This is a genomic window from Caballeronia sordidicola (genome assembly GCF_001544455.2).
In the GTDB taxonomy this organism is placed as follows: Bacteria; Pseudomonadota; Gammaproteobacteria; order Burkholderiales; family Burkholderiaceae; genus Caballeronia; species Caballeronia sordidicola.
In genome coordinates this window covers 1-19280 of record NZ_FCOC02000005.1, presented here as the reverse complement: position 1 = coordinate 19280, position 19280 = coordinate 1, and the positions used below count along the sequence as shown (strand labels likewise).

General features: G+C 60.6%; 13 protein-coding genes. 5 read left to right on the top strand and 8 right to left on the bottom strand.

Annotated elements, in window-relative coordinates; genetic code table 11:
- Positions 1 to 537: 537 nt before the first annotated feature.
- The 8 genes from AWB64_RS10995 to AWB64_RS10960 all read right to left on the bottom strand — a co-directional run bounded on the left by AWB64_RS10995 (position 538) and on the right by AWB64_RS10960 (position 12603).
- The gene (locus AWB64_RS10995; protein WP_060818824.1) at positions 538 to 2934 is read right to left on the bottom strand and encodes a polysaccharide biosynthesis tyrosine autokinase; all 2397 of its coding nucleotides are present in this window, start codon (positions 2932 to 2934) and stop codon (positions 538 to 540) included.
- 32 nt (positions 2935 to 2966) lie between these two features.
- On the bottom strand, positions 2967 to 4256 hold the full coding sequence (locus tag AWB64_RS10990; RefSeq protein ID WP_060818822.1) for a polysaccharide biosynthesis/export family protein: 1290 nt from the start codon (positions 4254 to 4256) through the stop codon (positions 2967 to 2969).
- Between the two features lie 764 nt (positions 4257 to 5020).
- Entirely contained in the window at positions 5021 to 5758 is a 738-nt protein-coding gene (locus AWB64_RS10985) for a Crp/Fnr family transcriptional regulator (protein ID WP_060818820.1), read from the bottom strand.
- 543 nt (positions 5759 to 6301) lie between these two features.
- Complete coding sequence (locus AWB64_RS10980) at positions 6302 to 8875, bottom strand: glycosyl hydrolase 2 galactose-binding domain-containing protein (protein ID WP_244164023.1); 2574 nt, start codon at positions 8873 to 8875, stop codon at positions 6302 to 6304.
- Positions 8876 to 9005: 130 nt separating this feature from the next.
- Positions 9006 to 9965 (bottom strand): DUF1839 family protein, encoded by a 960-nt coding sequence (locus AWB64_RS10975; protein ID WP_060819205.1) that lies wholly within the window; start codon positions 9963 to 9965, stop codon positions 9006 to 9008.
- Between the two features lie 74 nt (positions 9966 to 10039).
- Complete coding sequence (locus AWB64_RS10970) at positions 10040 to 11074, bottom strand: amino acid--[acyl-carrier-protein] ligase (protein WP_060818818.1); 1035 nt, start codon at positions 11072 to 11074, stop codon at positions 10040 to 10042.
- Between the two features lie 3 nt (positions 11075 to 11077).
- Positions 11078 to 12355 (bottom strand): acyl-CoA dehydrogenase family protein, encoded by a 1278-nt coding sequence (locus AWB64_RS10965; protein WP_060818816.1) that lies wholly within the window; start codon positions 12353 to 12355, stop codon positions 11078 to 11080.
- Complete coding sequence (locus AWB64_RS10960; RefSeq protein WP_060818814.1) at positions 12352 to 12603, bottom strand: acyl carrier protein; 252 nt, start codon at positions 12601 to 12603, stop codon at positions 12352 to 12354. Before AWB64_RS10960 ends, AWB64_RS10965 begins: the two co-directional genes overlap by 4 nt.
- Before the next feature lie 350 nt (positions 12604 to 12953).
- Between AWB64_RS10960 and AWB64_RS10955 the strand changes: the two genes are divergently transcribed.
- The 5 genes from AWB64_RS10955 to AWB64_RS10935 all read left to right on the top strand — a co-directional run bounded on the left by AWB64_RS10955 (position 12954) and on the right by AWB64_RS10935 (position 19000).
- Positions 12954 to 13487, top strand: a complete 534-nt coding sequence (locus AWB64_RS10955) for a GNAT family N-acetyltransferase (protein WP_060818813.1) — start codon at positions 12954 to 12956, stop codon at positions 13485 to 13487.
- A 132-nt stretch (positions 13488 to 13619) separates the two neighbouring features.
- Positions 13620 to 15296, top strand: coding sequence for an O-antigen ligase family protein (locus tag AWB64_RS10950; RefSeq protein WP_063493191.1), 1677 nt, complete (start codon positions 13620 to 13622; stop codon positions 15294 to 15296).
- A gap of 59 nt (positions 15297 to 15355) precedes the next feature.
- Positions 15356 to 16558 carry a glycosyltransferase family 4 protein gene (locus tag AWB64_RS10945; protein ID WP_060819203.1) on the top strand — a complete coding sequence of 401 codons (1203 nt, stop codon included), beginning with the start codon at positions 15356 to 15358 and terminating at the stop codon, positions 16556 to 16558.
- A gap of 56 nt (positions 16559 to 16614) precedes the next feature.
- Positions 16615 to 17796 (top strand): glycosyltransferase family 4 protein, encoded by a 1182-nt coding sequence (locus AWB64_RS10940; protein ID WP_060818811.1) that lies wholly within the window; start codon positions 16615 to 16617, stop codon positions 17794 to 17796.
- A gap of 94 nt (positions 17797 to 17890) precedes the next feature.
- On the top strand, positions 17891 to 19000 hold the full coding sequence (locus AWB64_RS10935; RefSeq protein WP_060818809.1) for a glycosyltransferase family 4 protein: 1110 nt from the start codon (positions 17891 to 17893) through the stop codon (positions 18998 to 19000).
- The last annotated feature ends 280 nt before the right edge of the window (positions 19001 to 19280 follow it).

The window sequence follows — 19280 nt, the reverse complement described above, 5'->3', positions numbered from 1 at the left end:
GAATCCCTACATCCACACGCTTCGCCACCAGCGTTCTCGGGCAAGCACAGAACCCCACTGAACCAGCACGGCCAAACACACCATTTGCGTGCAAGCACGCAAATGGGCGCGCGCTGCGCGCCGCGCTTTCCTGTTTGAGGCTACTCACACGGGTGGCGAAGCGTGTGGGTATCTGTGAACGGAGCGGGAGGGTTTCAACTGTCCGGGGTTTTACGCTGAGCGTTCTTTTGAAGTCCCAAGCAGATGTCCGTGCACGCTCGGGCTCCTTAAGAATTAGCGGTTGGAAGGCGTTTTCTTTGCTTCGTTTCTTTGTCGCCGTTGGACAAAGAAATGAAGTCCCGCCACGGACAGTGGCCAACAGTGCTAAAAATATCAACTAAGACGAAACGCGCGAAGGCCTAGGTAGCACCACCCCTAACCCCCCCAAGCGCCAGCGCCCGAAAAAAACCAAATGCCCGCTTCCGCGGGCACCGGCGCTACTGGCGGCCTCCAGGCCATCTCATCATAAAAAAATCAAAACCACTCCCCCAACACCTCTCAATGCTTCACATCAACAACGGCTGGATCGCTTGAATAGGTATAAGCATAAGCATAGTCATAAGTCCCCTTACGCCCCCCACTCTTCGCGGGCATCGCATTCAAAACACCACCCACAATCCGGGCCCGAGCACGCTTCAGCTTCTTAAGCGCATCGGCGATATTCTTCTCGGAGTGGGCCCCCGACCTCATCACAAGCACCGTCGATCCAGCCAGACTAGCGATCACCGCCGCATCCGGTACAGCCAACAACGGCGGCGTATCCACAATGACGAGATCGAATTGCTTTTCGAATGCCTGGAGCAACGAAGCAAACCGGCTGGACGTCAGTATCTCCGAAGGATTCGGCGGATGCGCGCCCGAACCAATGAAGTGCAATCCATTCACGCCCGTCTCACGCGCAGCCATCTCAAAGTCGGTCTGTCCGCTAAGCAACTCGGTAAGCCCGCCATTCGATGACTTTCCAAGGTAATGCGCCAAACGGCCACGCCGCAAATCGGCATCGATCAGCAACACGCGCTTGCCCGACTCAGCCAGCAATGCAGCAAGGTTGGCTGCGAGGAAACTCTTGCCATCGGACGGCGCCGGACTCGTAATGGCAATCACGCGATTGGGCGCGTCGACCAGCGCGAACTGCAGCGTGGCCCTCAACCCGCGAAGACCTTCAATCGATGTATCGAACGGATGCGTGGTGGAAAGCAACGGCTGCTTGCCAGTGCTGGCCGCCGGCAGCACCGTGGCGTTCTGAAGCGCCACGGCGACAGGCGTCTTGGTGGAAAGACCCAACGTCGAACCAATCGAATCTCCAACAGGCTGCGTACCAAGTCGTTTCATGCCGCCCTTGGCGGAAGGCGTCGGCAATGCCATCGGACGATCAAGGCGTATCCGGTCTTGCCGGGCTTGTTCCGCACTGAACGGAATCGCGCCAAATATAGGCAGGTTGAACCGGCGTTCAACGAGTTCCGGATCATCGACCCCAGCGAAGAACGAACGGCGCACAAAGGCAAACACGACGCCTGCAATCACACCCAGCAAGCCGCCGGCAGCGATGATCAGCGCAGCCTTCGGCTTCACCGGTTGCGAAGGCACGAGCGCCATATCGATGATATGCACATTGCCCACGGTCCCCGCGCGACTGATCGAGAGCTCCTGCGTCTTGTTTAGCAGCGCGACGTAGATCTCGGAGTTGACCTTCGCTTCGCGCTGTAGCGAAACAGCCTGACGCTCCGAACCCGGCAGGGTCTTGAACTGGTTATCGAAGCGTGACTTTTCGACATTGAGTGCGGCGAGTTGCGCATCGACCGCACGTACCTCGTCTGCACCTTCAGTGAAGCGTTGCAGCAACTGAACGCGCTGCATGCGCAGCGCCGCAATCTGGCGTTCATAGTCAAGTCCGCCCGACAAGTACGTTTGCGCTTCCTGGGTCGGCTGGAACGAACCCGCGGTCGTCTGATATTGCGCCAACGCGGTTTCGCTCGCACGCAGTTCATCGCGCACGCGCGGCAGTTCGTTGTTCAGGAAAGTAAGCATGCGGTTCGCTTCTTCCTGAGCCCGTTCTGTGCGCTGCTTCAGGTATGAAGCGGCCAGCGCGTTTGCAACCTGCGTGATGTAAAGAGGCTGCGAACCGCTATACGAGATCTGGATGATCCCCGTGTCCTTGCCTTTCTCGGCGACCTGCATGCCGGTGCCGAAAGCTTGCACGGCTTCGAGTTGTGAAGCACGCGTGACGTAGAACTCAGTACCAGGACGTGCGACGAGCTGGCTCACGAGCAACGTAACGCCATTGCCCTTCGCCGTGCTGCCGGCGAGACCTTGAAGCAACTCGTGGTTCTCGGAATCGAGCAATGCAAAGCGGCCATTGCCCAGTGCACGCAATGTGAGACGCTGGTCTTGCAACATTGCAGGTACCGTGATCGCGTCGACCTTGAACTCTTCTCCGCCCCATGCATAGGCATTCAGCCCGAACACGGCAGGCAACGGATGACCCTTGCGCGCGAACCACGGCGTGATGCGGCCAATGAACGGCATGACGTTGGATGCCGTGCTGAAGTTCAGGTTGAACTGGTCGACAACAGGCTCGATCACCGTGCGGCTCTTGATGATCTCTATCTCGGAGTCCGCGTGCAGCGAACCGCCGGTCGGCGTCAACGCCGCCGAGAGGGCGCCCTGATTGCTGCCCAGTGAATTTGCACTGGGCGTGTCGACCTGCACGAGCGCATCGGCGGAATAGATCGGTGTGGACAGTTTCGCGTACAGCACGGCGGCCAGCAAGATGCCGAGCGCAATGCCCAGCACCCACCAGATCTGATCGGTGATCATTCGCACCAGGTCGCGCAAGACGAACTCGTCGTCCTTGGCTTGCGCGGGCGAATGCTCCAGCATTTCATAAGTACTCATGTCGCACTCCGGGCGTAACACGTGACGCGTTGTTAGCGGGTTGTCTGGATGGTGTAGAACAGCGTCTGGATCGTAGGCGCGATCTGCTCGAGCACGCGGTTGAAACGCGCGGCGCTCGCAACTTGCACGTAGATCACATCACGCGGATGCAACTCGAATTGAGTCATGAGCATCAATGCGTCGACCTGCGTCATGTCCAGCTTGTAGACGCTCAGGTCGAGCGGGCGCGTGCCAGGCATTGTGCTGCTGTTGGATGTGGTCAACGCCGCGGTCTTGATCATGCCGCCCTTCGTGGACTGTTCCGGTGCGCGGATCACATAGATCTGGCGCGGATCGGCTGAACGCGGGTCGATGCTGTTGGCGTTCGCCAGCGCGTCGGCAAGCGTGAGGCGGCCGCGGTTCATCGGAATGGTCTGCGGCTTGGCCAGTTCTCCAAGCACAAACACGCGGCTCTTCGTGCGATCCGGCACGTCGATGATGTCGTCATCCTGGAGCAACACGTTTTGCTGGATATCGCCACGATCGAGAAGGGCTGCAACATCGACTGCGTAGCGCTTGCCGTCGCGCGTAATGCCTACGTTCTGCAGATCGGCGTCAGCGTTCGCACCGCCCGAGCGGTTGATCGCGTCGATGACGGAGAGCGGCACGTCGGTGATCGGCATCGACGAAGGCTGCTTGAGGTCGCCCGTGACCTGGACCTGTTTGCTATAGAAGCCGGTCACGCGCACGTCGAGTTGCGGATTGCGAATGTTCTTCGAAAGACTCTGCGTGAGCATCGCCTGAAGTTGCTGCGCCGTCTTGCCAACAGCCTGCACGCGCCCGACTCGCGGGAAGAAGATGGTGCCGTCATTGGCGACACGTACTGTCACGCCGCCAGCTTCCGGACCGGTCGCGCTGCCCGAGGTATTCACGGGCGCGGCCGCATTGCCGGCAGTGCCCGTTGGAAGCGGCGGTACGCCGGCGCCTCCCGTGCTCGCGGCAATTCCGGCGGAACTGAACTCCGGATGATCCCAGACGGTGATGCTGATCTGGTCGTTCACGCCAATGTGATACGCATACAACTTGCGGGTGTCTTTGGTGAGGCAGGTGAGCGGGCAAACGCTCGCGAGCGACTCATCGCTGATTTGCGGATGCGTCTCGAAGTAGCTGACGTCGATAGGCGTCACGCGGTACTTCACGTTCGCCTGGGCGACGCTGTCCGGCGCGGGCGTCTGGTCGAGACGGTCGGTATCGAGATACGGTCCCGGTGCAATGGCGCAACCGGTCAACGATGCTGTGAAGGTTGCGCCAGCCAGCAGTGAAACGAGTAGTTTGATGTTCATATTAGTGGTCCTCGCGTTACGGATACGCTGAATGGTTCCAGCGCAAAGTCTCCTGACCGTCAACGCGCAGTGCGCGTACGTAGTCCTTCCTGTGCATGACGTGAACGCCTTGGTGCTGTCATGCGGGTTTCGCTGCGAATGGGTTTCTTCCCCGGTCCACCCATTCGCAGCAGCCACTCGAAACAACAGCTAACGCTCCCCGCCTTGAGAATCCAGCGGGTGTTCACACAGGAAGAACTGCAGGTTGAAAGACGCATGGCAGGAGACCGCTGCGTCTTTTTAAAATTGTTGTCGACTACGTTGCTGCGTTGCTTATTTCGTCGCTTCACTTCTTTTCTGCGGCTACTCGTGCTGACTCGCGATCAAGGCGATAGTCGAGGCGAGCAGATGGCCGTTTGATATGACATCGTGGCGTTTGCGGCCGGGTCGGTAAGTGCGCTTCCGCACGCGGGCGTCTTAGTTCACACAAATAGTTATTGCATGGACAATGCGGTTTTCATGCGCATGACGCTGTCCCCGACACTTAAATTCCAAATCTTATTTAAAACAACACTGCATCAGACCAAACCAATGAATACGCGCGTGCAAAATCCGCTCGATAAAAAGATATCGAAAGCATGCTTAATGTTTTGTGAAACGCATGATCGTGGATCAATGCCCACCAGAAGTGCCGGCGCGTTGAACAGGGCGGCGGAAAGGGGAGTGCACACGGCAGGTTAGGACCTGGCTGCGTGACGCTCACACTGATCGCCTGCTACCCAGGTTCAATGCACTTCTTCGGTAGCCTGGCGCAGACGTGGAAGCAACCTGTCGAACTCACGCTTGACGATGCCATAGCATTCACAAGCACGCGCTTCGAGGCCCTCGCGATCCAGCACCTTGATGCAACCGCGGCTGTGATGAATCAGTCCCGCATCATGCAGCTTGCCTGCGGCTTCCGTTACGCCTTCACGACGTACGCCAAGCATGTCGGCAATCAGTTGCTGCGTGACCTGAAGCTGGTTCGAAGAGGTGCGGTCGATTTCGATCAGAAGCCAGCGGCACAGTTGCTTGTTGAGAGAGTGGTGGCGATTGCATGCAGCCGTTTGCGCCACTTGCGTGAGCAGGGCTTGCATGTACAGCAGCATCAGACGGCGCAGGAAGTCCGAGCGGCCAAACTGCTCGCGCAATGCAGATGCGCTCATGCGATAAGCGAAGCCCGGGCATTGCACCTGGACGCGCGTCGGCATGGTTTCACCGCCAGTCAGGACGGGCACGCCGGTCATGCCTTCACGGCCGACTGCTGCGATCTCGACTGAACCGCCGTCTTCCATCGTGTGGAGGAGCGAAATGATGGCTGTCGTCGGAAAATACACGTGGTGAATGCGTTGACCCGAATCGCACAGCAATTGATCGGTGCGGAGCTGAACCAGTTCAAGGTGAGGCGTAAGAGCTTGCCACTCGTGCGCGGGAAGCGCACCCAACAGATGATTGCCGTGCAGGTCGGACTGAAGGGTCAGCATGATGTTCTTCTCTCGTAACTTTGCGCATTGCGCCTTACTTTTTATTTACCGGCCAGCGAAACGTTGCGTGGATGCATCTGACGGCATTCATCGAAACGTTTCGCGGCCAGCCCCGTAAGCAGCGCAGCATCGTCGTTTAGTTGATTTCATATTTCGACGTCACCGCGTTGCGCTAGCCATTTAGCGAGGACCGTGCCAGCGATGGTCAATCTCAATGCCATCATGGGGTCGTGCATGGCGAGTGCAGATGAGAAATCTGCAGATGGTTGTTTTTGTTTCAGTCTTGAACACGAGCGCTCAGAATGGCGACTATCGGTGTGATTGATGCAACGCATCCTTTTGTCTGCGCAATGCCTTGCTGGTGGCCTGTCCTGGTTTTTTTAATGCTTGTAAAACAGCAGCTGGACGCGCGAGTCATGATTGCTTCAACGGCATTCGTCGGTTCTTTGGAAAATGATTCAGAACTGTTCCATCGACTTCGTGTGCTACCGAACGCAAGTGCCCCGCGTCAGTGCTTGACACGGTTGCACAGGCGCACGGTGCTTACGCCGCCCTTGCCGGCGAGGCAAGCTGAGCGCATTCGTACTGAACTGAAAACGTTGCGTTCAACGCACGAACCTCACCTTGCGGCGTATGCGAGGCGTTGCGTTCACGAGCAACGAGCGCGACACGGCGTTCAACGCCGGGCGCCAGATGGAACCAGTCGGTGCTCGCGCGGTAGTGTGGGTCGACTATGTGAACCCAGCGTGCCAAACGTTTGGCACGGATCGCGAGCGCCCATCCGCCGAGGCCGCCGTGGGCGTCATGTTCCAGCCGAACGTCGAATCCAAGGTCGTGACATTGCGTCAATTCGCGCTGTGGGAAGTGGAACGCTTCCGATAACACTGCGCCGCTCGCCTTGTCGCGCAAGGTGATGACGGTGGCTTCATGAGCACGCGGTCCGAATCGATACGCGTAGGTGAAGTCGAAAAACTGCCCAAGCACATCGGCTGCCTGCAGACGCGCCGTGCCGCGTGGCAAAAGTGTTACGTCCCGCGACGCGCTCGCGACTCTTGTCGCGCCATCGCGAAGACATGCGAGTTCCAGATGCGCATCAACCGGCCTGGAAGTCTCGTTGATGAGATGGATATCGAGGCCGTCAAGGCCTTCGTCGGTGATCAGCGCCGTTACGGGCTGTAAAACGTGTGCGAGGCCGTGCCAGGCGCTTTTGGGCGTTCCCAGGGCGTCGATCAGGCCCCAGCCCGCGCCGGCCCGGATGTCCTGCAACTGCCAGACAAGGCCGCCCGCACACGACGATCCCTGCCGGCGCCATTCCGAGAAAACCTCGCCCATCACTTCGGCCACCACGGCGCGCGAGAGGTCGAGATAACGCTCAGGGTCTTCGTAACGCAGCCGCACCGGATCGACCGAATACAGCGTGCGCAGATAGTATTCGCGGACATCGTCGAAATCCCAGCTTGCACCGCTGTCGCGCGGCACCGCGGCTTTCCAGCGTGGCTGATGCGGTAGCGAAGCGAGCAGTACGGCATTGAGCGCGACGTCGTCGGGCACATTGGCGAACGCGAGGCATTCGCTGGCGAAACGCACGTTTGCGCGCCGTGCGTCATCGAGCAGCCGCTGGTAAGCGCCAACGCCGTAGTAATGCGTGACGCCGGCGCGTGTGGCGAAAGGCCAGGCGGTTCCGTTCTCCTCTCCTGCGGCCACGCTGGGCGAATTCACCACGTAGGGCACGTCGGGCCGCAATGCAGCCGCGATCGACGGCAATTGATGCGTGAACAAGGCTTGCATGCGCATCGCGGGCGGCAGTCCGAGCATGGCCGCCTGCTGATCGGCCTCGCTGCCGCCGCACAGTACCGCAAGCGATGCAAAGCGTTGCGTTCTTGATAAGAACTGTTCTGCCTCACGCTGAACACTGGCGACAAACGCCGGATCGGTCGGATAGTCGAAATTGGCGAATGCGAAATCCTGCCAGATCAAAAGCCCGTATTCATCGGCCAAAGCATAGAACGCATCCGACTCGTAAAGCATGGTGCCGCCCACGCGCAACATGTTCATGCCGGCATCGCGGGCAAGCTTGAAAAACGTTTGCGCCTGCTCATGGGACGTGTCGAGCGAGACGAGATCCGCTGTGGTCCAGCATGCACCGCGCGCAAAAACGGGCACACCGTTGACGACGAGTCGAAAGCCGTCGCCCGTGGGTCCCCGGTCCACGGCAATCTCCCTGAAGCCGATGCGGCCAAGGGCGATCACATCGTTATCCGCGAATTCGAGCGTGAGATCATGCAACGCCGGATCGCCATGCGTGTGGGGCCACCAGCGCGGGACGTTCTTCACGCGCAAGGTTCCGCCAATCGTTTGCGCGTCATGCCATTGCAGCGCGATCGACGCATCCCTGCAGATCAGACGCGCTGCACGCTGCATTTGCGGATGCATGAAGCGCACGCTCAGATGCACGAGGCCGTCGTCGCCATCGAGACTCGAGCGCAGGTCCACGCGATCAATCGACATAGGCGATTCGCCAAGCAACTGCACCGCGCGCCACGGTCCTGCAGCCTGCACCGAAGGACACCAGCCGGGCATGTGGCCAAGGAGTGTCGTGCGGACCTGGCGCAACGTCGCGGGCTGCGCGAGTCTCGGCCGCCAGCGTGCGCGCCCGCGCCTCGCGCCAAGCGCCGCGCTCAGCGAACGAAAGCAGAGGTACAGCGTGGCGTGTCCGTCGAGGTTGATATCGACGTCGTAGGTTTCGAACATTGAATCCGTATCGAGCAGTTTTGTATCGTCGAGCCAGACTTCGCAAATTGTTGCAAGTCCGCTCAGGCGCAGCCGCCGCGCGCCATTTCCCGATAAGACCAGTCGATACCAGTGGTCATCGAAAGCAAATGCCGGAGGGGATTCGAGATCGAGCTTTCCTGCCGCTCTCCATGCCGATGCAACCGTGCCGGGCACGATTGCATCGAGCCAGATGCTCGTATTGCCCGTGTCGGGTAGATCCGCCGGCGTCGCACATGCGCCTGCCGGCGTACTTGCGCACTGCCAGCCATCGGACAAGGCATGTGGAAGGTAGGCGCCCGGCGTGGGCGAGCCAGGCGTGAATACGCCACGCGTAACGGCGCGCATGATGATCCCCCCGTATGACGGTCGAGGATCGCATCGAGGCGGCCCTCTCTTATAATGTGTGCCGTTCGAAACGCGGCGCGATGTGCCGGCCGCAATGTTCCGGCTGCACTGCAGGCGTTCGCCAAGCGCGTTAGCGGATGAGCGCGGCAAGCGGTTCGACGATCTGCTCGTATGACTCCTCGAGCACGTTGAAGCACTCGTGACACGGATCGCGGCGTCCGCGTGTGATCGCCCGGACGAGCCTGAACTGCATGACCATCGATTCCGTCGCAATGCGTTGGGCCGCGTTCGGCATGGAGTCGGGAATCGCAAAGCCACGCTCGCGCATCCACACGAGATATCGCGAAAGGAACTCGAAATTCGAACCCAGTTGCCGTATCACGTTGAACGTGTAGAGATGAAAAGCGCTTTCTCCACGCTCGAACAACATCTCCAGATGCTCGGGAAACGCCGCGCGCCACTGCGTAATCGGATTGCGCGCGGGACGGCGCTGCAGGTGCGCGACCAGCAGATCCGCCGATGCCTCCGCGAGCGCCGTGCCAGAAAGGGACGGCCGTGCGCGCTTGCAGAATTCCACATACGGAAACAGGATCTCCGGACGCCCGGCAAGCTCCGGAAGCTGCCGGAAAACGCCTTCATAGTCTTCGCCATCCAGCACGAAATAGCCCGTGTTGTGGAAGTAGCCGAGCCTGCGCGAACGCGGGTCGATGTAATCCACGCCGATAGTCGTCTTCGTGTGCTGCTGCCGGTAAGAGGTTGCGCGTGTATCGGGCAGATAAAACGCGTCGACTTCGGTCAGCACCGTATGTCCGCGCTGGGTCTGCGTACGAATGCGGTCTTCGAGCGAGTCGTAGATCGCCAGCTCCTGTACCTGCAGGCCATAGAGCTTGTCCAGGTCTTCGAGCGGAAACTTGAAGAACGTAAACTGGTCTCCCTCGAAGTCCTGCGTGACAGTAAAGGCGAGCGCTGCGCGCGGGTCGAGCCCATAGCCGTGCAGCAACTCGATCCACAAGTCGACGTAGCAGTTCGTTTCCGCCCAGACGCGTTCGCCTTGATGCAGCGAATGCGACTGGTGCTTGCGTACGCGCATGTGCGGTGGATGCAGTTGCAGAACCCGGGCACGTTCGCGGCTGGAGTCTGCTGCGCCACTTGTGTATACGGCTGTCATGACAGCGCCTCGAGCCCGGACGCGATGCGCGACTGCGTGTTACCCCAGAGGAAATCGCGCACTTCCGCAGGCCACGCATTGACGTCGAGGCCGTGATGGCGGAAGAGGGCGAGCGTGGTGCGTTCCATGCCAAATCCCACGCACGCCGTATGCGCCACCTCGCCGTTTGCCTGGGCGATCTTCCAGATTTCGCCGAAGTGCTCCATGTGATAGTTGAACGACAGGCAGGCGGTCGGACGATCGGGCGTTGCAACCGGGATCAGCAGTTCGAACTTCAATTCCTGCGCGCGCTGGCTATCGGCCACAATCTTGCCGCCACGGCCAAAGAACGGATCGTTGGCGAGATCGATTTCGAACGGCAGGCCCAGCAGTTTCACGAGCAGCGAACCGCGCTCGATCCACTTCTGGCGAAACGCCATCACTTGCTCGGGGCTGCCGAAACGCACGTATTCGCGCATCCGGAACATCTGCATGCGGCTTGGATCGATCGACGGCTCATGACGGAAGCAGTACGCGAACACATCCACCGTCGCGCCGTCTTCGGCCAATGCGCCGCGCTTCGCGACGACCGGATAGATCGGGTAGCAGGCTGCCGGCGTCAGCACGAGGCGCGTTGGCTTTTGCTGGTCCATCCATTCGTCGGTGCGCTCTTCGTCGCCGACGGAAACCGTTTTTTCGAGCGCCGCCAGGAGCCGGTGATGACCGCGATCGTTACCCTGGAACGAGTGGATCGTGCCGGCGAGATCGGGAAAGCTCTTCAGGTACTCGCTATCCTCGAAGTCGTGACGGCGCATGGCGGGCGGAAAGCGCAGCACTTCGGCTTGCTGGTCCGCGCCCAGCAGCGAGATGGCGTTGTTCAGGCGATCGATCACATCCTCGAACACATGGCTGCGGCCATACAGGCCGTCTTCGCCCGTTTCAATCAGGATGCCCGCTTCGATCATGCGTGCGCGCAGCGTCACATCCGAAGCGTTGTAGGTGTTTTGAGCGGCGGCGGCTTCGACGGCCGCGATATCCGTGAGCGTGTTCATGTCCTAGTTTCTCCCCGTGGCCGGCGTGCGCTGCGCGAGCAGCAGATTTGCCGTGTTCAATTGGATGCGATCGTTGCTGATCATCAAGGGCGCGGAAAAGAGATCGCGCAGATGACGCCCGACGCTATATTCAGTGTTGTTCTTGTAACCCGCCATGCCGCAGATCATCAGCGTTTCCTGCACGACCGTCAGCGCCAGCGACGAAATGCTGAGCTTGAGCGTATTCATGTCCGACGCAAGGTTCAACGATGCACCAAGCGGCGTATCGAAGTCGCACGCCCCGCGTTCGGTCGATGCAATGCTGGCGGCATCGAGTGCATCTTTAAGGCGTGCCTGCATCATGCGCAACTCTGCGACCGCGTTGGCGAGCCGCCCGGCCGACGGAGGCAACACGCCCGGTTTGCCGCGTGCCTGAGCGCGGAAAAACTGATGCGCACGGTTCACGGCGTCGGAGGTGATGCCCACCCATACCGCGGCCCACAACGTATGCGAGACCGGTAACATGATCTGGTCGGCGATCTGCGCGAACGGGATGGCCAGGATCTGTTCTGCGTGGCCCGTCGCATTCAGCCGGAAGCTTTCGCTGCAGGTCCCGCGCATGCCGAGTGCGTCCCATCCACCGCGTTTTTCCAGCACGAGTTTCTCGCGCGGTGCCACGATCAGCACCTGATCGGACGGACTCGCGTCGGCGCAGCGGCGTGCGGTGACCAGGATGCAGTCGGCGTGCGCGCCATAGGAAATGGTCGGCGCGAGCTTTTCAATGCTGAATGCGCCATCGACCAGTTCGACCGCGCACGCGCTGTTGCGCATGTTGCCGCCAATGGTCTCTTCCGAAGTCGCCGATGCAAGCAGCCATTGCTCGTCGATCATGCGCGCGATCGTCTGGCGGACCCACGGAACGTCGTTGCCCTGATCGACAATGCACGCTACCTGGCTTTGATGCATGGCATAGACCATCGCCGCCGATGAACACGCGTGCGCCAGCGTTTCGCAAATCTGCGCAATCTCGGAGAGCGTCAGGCCGGCGCCGCCGAGCGAGGCCGGGACCATGGCGGACAAGAGCCGCTCGCGGCGCATGGCATCGATTGCTTCGACCGGAAACCGTGCGTCGCGATCGACTGCGCCAGCGTGTTGCGCCGCGACTTGCGCGACTCGGCGTGTGGCGGCGAGCCAGAAGGGTTCAGCCGATGCCTCGGGAACTTCCGCTGCGGCCGGCGCTGCGTGCGCTGCGATTTGCTCGGCATTCGCTGATAAAACAGCGATCCGCACGGGGGCGTTCATGCGGCCGCCTGTGCCTGTTGCAATTCGGTTACCGCAGCCGCGAGCGAATTGATCGATGAAAAGAGCCGCCGCGTCAGCATGCGATCGGGGATCTCGATGTTGAACTCGTCTTCCACGGCGAGCATCAGATGAACGGTCGCGAGAGACGACAGCCCCGCGGCGTAGAGGTCGGCGTCGTCAGCGAGTGATTCGGCCGGAACGTCGAGCCGGGCGGATTCGGTAAGGATGCGGCGCAATGCGGATTTCATCTAATAGCCCCCCAAAGAAGCGTCACTAAAGGTGTGTCACCTGAAACCGGCCGCGGCCATTTCGTAGTTGGCTTGGTCGCGTGCCCGGACCGGGTTGGTCTTGCAATCCGTAACGGCTCGCCGTGAGGCTCGCTTGTTGTGAAGCCCGGTGGTCATTCCATGTGGGTGGGATGCCTGGCTTTTTCTCGCTGCCGTTCCTCGTTGCCGGATTGCTTCCGGTGACCGTATTTAACGAATTGGCAAGGGGTGGCGTCGGTGCGATGCCGCACGGAAGGTGCGCGGTTGGCGACGTATCGTATGAACATGGAACAAGCCGGTGCTGCCGGCGCTACTGCGACCGGAACCCGGACATGAACTGGAAAGCCCTCGACTTCGAGCAGATCACCGCGCGGGAGCTGTATTTGATCCTCCGGGCGAGAAGCGCTGTGTTCGTCGTCGAACAGTCCCGCGTGCATCTGGACCCCGATGGCCGTGATGAAACGTCGGTCCATGTATTCGCCGTGGAAGACATTTCCCGTTCGATGCCCGTCATCGCTTATGCGCGCTTGCATGCCGGCGGCGCGGCGGCGGAGGTCGTGGTGGACAAGATCTTGACGAGCCCGCTGCGGCGTTGCGACGGCACGGCGCACGCGCTGATCGAGCGTGTGATCGCGGCGGCCGGTGAACGCTGGCCCGGACGTAGCGTCCGGTTGCTGGCGCCGCTGGATCTGCGCGGGTTTTATGAGGCATTCGGTTTTCGCAAGAACGAAGGGCCGTTCGACGAGCGCGGGGTTCACACGATCGGCATGGTGCGCAAGAGCCGCCTGAGCATGTGCCTGGGTGCGTACCTGGAAAGAACGTACAGGATGGATGCGGGTTGCATCGATACCGTCGAAGAGATTTGAAATAGTAGTCGCATGTGTTGAACAAGCAGGTGCCCAACGTCGGCTTGGACGTTTCCAAATGACACAGAGGACGCGAAGTGAGCGTGCAATGCATGCTTCACCGAGCCGACCTCTACTTTTCAGGATTGCACGATGTCGAGTGTTTCGATCAAGAATGTTCGAGACGGGTCGCAGGATGGGCGCGTCAAGACCTGGAAAACGCCCTGGATGGCGCAGCGCGAGAAGATGTCCGAAGGTGCTCGCGCGTCTGATCCGGGTGCGCACGCCGGGAACGCCGCGAAGACAGCCAAGGCGCGCGTGCGCGCCGAACTTGGCCGCCGCCGCCGGCTGATGATTGCGCCGCTCGGATTTGCTGCGCTGACAGCGTTGCTGCTCGGCCTGCATCAAGGCCGCTTGCTCGAATTCATCTATCCCGCAGGCGCGCTCGTGGTGACTGCGCTGCTTTTCAGGCGTTCGCCCGCGCATTACCTGTCGTTCGTGTTGTGGCTGTTTTTCCTGACGCCTGAGGTGCGGCGCCTGGCCGACTACTTCAATGGGGCGTTCAGCGATCGCAGCCTCATCATGCTGGCGCCCGTGATGGCCGCGGCATTTTGCGGCGTGAACCTGCTGACTCATTTTCGCGTGCTGATGCAGCGGCGCGCCATCCCGCTCACGCTGATCGTGCTCTCCATGCTCTATGGCTATTTCATCGGCATGGTGGGAGCCGGCATTGCAGCCGCCTCCTACGTGCTGATCTCATGGCTGTTCCCGGTGCTGATCGGATTTCATGTGCTCGTTACGTGGCGGCACTACCCCGAATATCACCGGGTCCTGCTCAAGACCTTTGTCTTCGGCGGTTTCCTGATCGCTTTATATGGCGTGATTCAGTATGTGAATCCCCCGGCGTGGGATGCGTTCTGGCTGGCGCATTGCGGCATGACGTCCGAAGGCGTCGCCGCGCCGTTCTCCATGCGCGTGTCCAGCACGATGAACTCGTCGGGTCCGTTCGCGCTTGCAATGATGGTCTGCCTGTTGATGACGCTTGCCGCGCGCAACAAGATGGCGCTGCTTGCAGGCGGTCTCGCGGTGCCGGCATTGATCGGCACGATGTCGCGCAGCGTGGCTGGCGGTCTTGCGATCGGATTGCTTTACTTGTTCATCATGCTCGACACCCGCAGCCGTCTGCGGCTCGCAGCCGGTATTGCGGTAATCGTGCTGCTGTGTTCCCCGGCGCTGATGGTGGACGAGATATCGGAAAAAGCCACGGCGCGGTTCTCGACCGTCACGCAACTGGACAACGACTACAGCTATCAGGTGCGTACCGAGATCTACAGGCACTTTCTCTCGGAGATGACCACGAACATAGCGGGCCGAGGACTTGGCATGACGGGCATTGGCTCGAAGCTCTCGGACGACGGTTCGTCGAATAACGTCGACTTCGACAGCGGCCTGATGGAGGTGCCTTACGTGCTCGGGTGGCCAGGGCTGGTGCTGTACACGGCAGGCGTGCTGACGCTCGTGCTGCGTGCGTTTGTCACGAGCTTCGCCCGCAAGAACGATCGCTTTGCCGTGGCTGGTACGGCAGCCGCATTCGCCGTCCTCGCCATGATGGTATTCGTCAATACGCTGGTCGGCGCGGGCGGTGTGTTCTTTTTCATCGGCGTGATCCTGCCGGTTGCCGGAAGGCGCTATGCGCTCGAAATGCAATCGCGCTCGGAGATGAAGCTCAAGGCGCAAAAAGACATGACCGCCGCCGAAGGGCACGCGCCTGCACCGGCCGGAACCGCCGCACAACTCAGCATTGCGCGGCCTTCGCCGCTGGTCCCATGAACGCAATCATAGAACAGGCCGATTGCACGGCCGATCATTCAGTATTCAACGAGGATCGCATGAACCTGCTTATCGTCACTCATACCATCGGCAAGAACGACGGGCAAGGACGGGTCAACTACGAAGTTGTCCGGGCTGCGCTCGCTGCGGGCCACTCGGTCACGCTGCTCTGCACGACAGTCGATGAAACCTTGTCGCGTCATCCGCGCGTTACGATCGTGCAGCTTGCGCCGAGCCGCGTGCCTACACGCTTGCTGAAATACCAGGCTTTCGCGTTGCGCGCGGCGGCCTGGATCCGCGCTCATCGCGCCGAGTTCGACGTGGTGCAGGTCAACGGTTTCATTGCATGGACGCGCGCGGACGTGAGCGCGATTCACTTCGTTCATACCGGCTGGTACAAGAGCGGTTATTACCCGTTTCGCCTGAGCGGCGGCCCGTATGCCGCGTATCAGGTGCTGTTCACGCGCCTCAACGCGTGGTGCGAACGCTGGGCATTCAAGCGTGCCGGCATGCTTGTGCCCGTGTCCGAAAAAGTGGCCGCCGAGCTGGTCGCGCTCGGCATGTCGCGCGACAAGATACGCGTGATTCATAACGGCGTCGACAACGTTGAATTTTCACCGAACCCTGCGCAAACATCCCAGCGCGCGCGTTTCAATCTTCCCGAAGCGCCGTTCATGCTGCTCTTTGCCGGCGATATCCGCACCGCACGCAAGAACCTCGATACCGTGCTTCGCGCACTGGTGACATGTTCGCCGAACGTGCATCTCACGGTTGCCGCAAATACCGCGAACAGTCCTTATCCAGCGCTGGCCGCATCGCTTGGAATCGCGGACCGCGTGCATTTCGTGGGCATGATCCGCGAGATGCCCGCGCTGATGCGTTGTGCCGATGCCTTCGTGTTTCCTTCGCGCTACGAAGCAATGAGCCTCGTGATGCTGGAAGCGCTCGCGTCGGGATTGCCAGTGATTACCGTGCACACGTCGGGCGGCGCGGAAGTCATCACGCCCGCGTGCGGCATGGTACTGGACGATCCCGACGACGAAAAACCGCTTGCCGACGCCATCTCGCGACTGGCCGACGATCCATTGCGCACGCGCGACATGGGACATGCGGCGCAGGCGCTGGCCGCGACCTTGTCGTGGCAGACCATGGCCGCCCGTTATCTCGCGCTGTTCGAAGAGATTGCGGCCAGCCGAAAGATTGAAAGGATCGCTAAACATCAATCGCGGGCGCACCGCGAAACTGCATCGGTGAAGACATGAGCACGGTATTCGAATCCAAGATTATCCATGGGGCGCCTCCGAGGGTTAAAGCACCTATGAATACAGCCTCGAAAGACAAACCGGGCGAGCGGAACATCGACTCGCTGCAGATCGGCATGAACTGGTTCGACGAACGTCCTGGCGGCCTCGACCGCATGGTGAGCACGCTGATCCAGTCGTTGCCGGCGCAAGGCGTGGCGGTTCGCGGGTTGGTTGCGGGCACGGAGAATGTGCGCACCACCACGAATGGCGTGGTAACACCGTTCGCGCAGGCAGACGCGCCGCTGATGAAGCGTCTGCTCGCCGTGCGCCGGTCAGCCGTCGAACTGCGCAATGCCCGCATGCCGGACGTCGTGGCGGCGCATTTCGCGTTGTATGCGGCGCCCGTGCTCGGCAAGTTTTCGCGCGTACCGAAGGTGATTCATTTTCACGGGCCGTGGGGCGATGAATCGGCTCACGGCGCGCGTGGACAGGCAAGCGCAGGCGCGCGGCGCGCGCTGGAGCGGCATGTGTACCAACGCGGCGACCGGCATATTGTGTTGTCGCAGGCGTTTGGCAACGTCTTGCATAAGCAGTACGGCGTGAAGGCGGACTCGATTCGCATCGTGCCCGGTTGCGTGGACGTGAATCACTTCAGTACCGACGTGGATCAACATGCCGCACGCACCGCGCTTGGACTGCCGCAGGACCGTCCCATTCTCTTTTGCGTGCGCCGGCTGGTTTCGCGCATGGGGCTGGAAGATCTTGTCGATGCCATGTTCATCGTGCGTCAGGCGGTGCCCGACGTGCTGCTGACCATTGCGGGGAAAGGGCCGTTGATGGCTGCGTTGCAGGCGCGAATTGAATACCGTGGGCTCTCGCAACATGTGCGGCTTGCGGGTTTTGTCGCCGATGAAGCGTTGCCGCTGTGGTATCGCGCCGCGAACGTGTCGGTCGTGCCGACGGTCGCGCTGGAAGGCTTTGGGCTGACGACCATCGAGTCGCTTGCAAGCGGAACGCCCGTGATCGTGACGCCGGTCGGCGGGTTGCCAGAAGCGGTCGCGCCGCTGAGTTCCGAACTCGTGCTCGAAGCCGGTGGTTTCCAGGCGCTGGGTGCGGGGTTGAGCGGCGCGTTGCTCGGTCGCCGGCCGCTGCCGGCGCAGGCCGAGTGCCGCGCTTATGCGCGCGCTCACTTCGATCTGCCCGTCATTGCGGCGCAGACGGCGGCGGTGTATCGGGAAGCGATCGACTCGTATTGACGTGATGCTTTTCAACGCGTGCGCAGCATAGAGTCAGCAATAAGAAAGAAGGGCCCGGCGCGCGTGCGCCGTCCAACCTCGAAGCGAACCTGTCATGAAAATAGTTCACCTGGCTACTCATGCGCAGTGCAACGGCAATGGCACTGTCAACGCAATGATCGATCTTGCCTGCACGCAGGCGCGCAACGGACACGACGTCGCGATTGCGTCCTCGGGCGGTGGCTATGAGCCGTTGCTGCGTCGTCACGGCGTGACGCACGTACTGTTGCAGCAGTCGCGCCAGCCGTGGCGCGTGCCTGCCATGATCGCGGGTTTCGGCCGGCTGATCGAGCGCTTCAATCCCGACGTGGTGCATGCGCACATGATGACTGGTGCGTTGATTTCGCGCTTTGGCAGCATGCGCCGGCGTTTCGCGCTGGTGACGACAATTCATCACGATATCCAGAAGAGTGCTTCGCTGATGCGCTTTGGTGACCGTGTGATCGTGGTGAGTCACGCGATGGGGAATGCCTTGCAGGAGCGTGGCTTGATGGCTGACATCCTGAGTGTGGTGCCGAGCGGCGCGGTCGGATCTCCTCGCTTCGCCGGACGTCCGCTGCCACGGCCGCTGCATTTGGGGCGTCCTGTGCTGGTGAGCGTCTCGTCGATGTTCGAGCGTAATGGTATTGCGGATATCCTGCATGCGTTTGCGCTGGTTCGTCATACGCACGATGCACGGCTTTATCTCGTGGGTGATGGGCTCGATCGCGGGTTGATGGAAATGCTCGCTGAACAACTTGGGATTGCGAACTATGTGACGTTTGTGGGGTTTGTTGCGGATCCGCGTGCTTATCTTGCGGCTGCTGATGTCTTTGTGTTTGCGCCGCACGAGGCGCCTGGGCCATTGGTCTTGAGCGAAGCGCGCGAAGCGGGGTGTGCGATTGTGGCTACGAAAGTGGGTGGTGTGCCGGAGATGCTCGATGGGGGAGCGGGCGTGCTTGTGGCGCCGGGGCAACCGCAGCAGTTGGCGGCGAAGATTGGGTGGCTTTTGATGGATTCGCCCGTACGGGCGCAGTATGCGGAGCGCGCACGCCGTGGGGTTGAGCGGTTTTCAGTGCAGCGCGTTTGTGCGGACCATCTTGGGGTATATCAGCGCGCGATTGATGGGCGCAAGGTGCAGGGATTGCGGACGGGGAGGGTTGCTGGCGCTTGGGTGGGGGATTAGTGCGGCATTGGTCAATGCTGGGTTGCTGCGTTTTGCGCCTGCGCGCGGTCCCTGTTCGGTGTTCCTCTTTAACACTGTTAGCCACTATCCGTGGCGGGACTTCGTTTCTTTTTCCAACGGCGAAAAAGAAACGAAGCAAAGAAAACGCCTTCCAACCGCTAATTCTTAAGGAGACCAAGCGTGCACGCACATCTGCTTGGGAATTCAAAAGAACGCCCAACGCATAACCCCACACAGTTGAACCCCTCCCGCTCCGTTCACGCCTACCCACACGCTTCGC

Coding starts and splice junctions, on each gene's coding strand:
- AWB64_RS10990 (WP_060818822.1), bottom strand. CDS start 4,256: ATGAACATCAAACTACTCGTTTCACTGCTGGCTGGCGCAACCTTCACA.
- AWB64_RS10965 (WP_060818816.1), bottom strand. CDS start 12,355: ATGAACGCCCCCGTGCGGATCGCTGTTTTATCAGCGAATGCCGAGCAA.
- AWB64_RS10945 (WP_060819203.1), top strand. CDS start 15,356: ATGAACCTGCTTATCGTCACTCATACCATCGGCAAGAACGACGGGCAA.
- AWB64_RS10970 (WP_060818818.1), bottom strand. CDS start 11,074: ATGAACACGCTCACGGATATCGCGGCCGTCGAAGCCGCCGCCGCTCAA.
- AWB64_RS10995 (WP_060818824.1), bottom strand. CDS start 2,934: ATGAGTACTTATGAAATGCTGGAGCATTCGCCCGCGCAAGCCAAGGAC.
- AWB64_RS10985 (WP_060818820.1), bottom strand. CDS start 5,758: ATGCTGACCCTTCAGTCCGACCTGCACGGCAATCATCTGTTGGGTGCG.
- AWB64_RS10950 (WP_063493191.1), top strand. CDS start 13,620: ATGTCGAGTGTTTCGATCAAGAATGTTCGAGACGGGTCGCAGGATGGG.
- AWB64_RS10935 (WP_060818809.1), top strand. CDS start 17,891: ATGAAAATAGTTCACCTGGCTACTCATGCGCAGTGCAACGGCAATGGC.
- AWB64_RS10980 (WP_244164023.1), bottom strand. CDS start 8,875: ATGCGCGCCGTTACGCGTGGCGTATTCACGCCTGGCTCGCCCACGCCG.
- AWB64_RS10940 (WP_060818811.1), top strand. CDS start 16,615: ATGAATACAGCCTCGAAAGACAAACCGGGCGAGCGGAACATCGACTCG.
- AWB64_RS10975 (WP_060819205.1), bottom strand. CDS start 9,965: ATGCGCGTACGCAAGCACCAGTCGCATTCGCTGCATCAAGGCGAACGC.
- AWB64_RS10960 (WP_060818814.1), bottom strand. CDS start 12,603: ATGAAATCCGCATTGCGCCGCATCCTTACCGAATCCGCCCGGCTCGAC.
- AWB64_RS10955 (WP_060818813.1), top strand. CDS start 12,954: ATGAACTGGAAAGCCCTCGACTTCGAGCAGATCACCGCGCGGGAGCTG.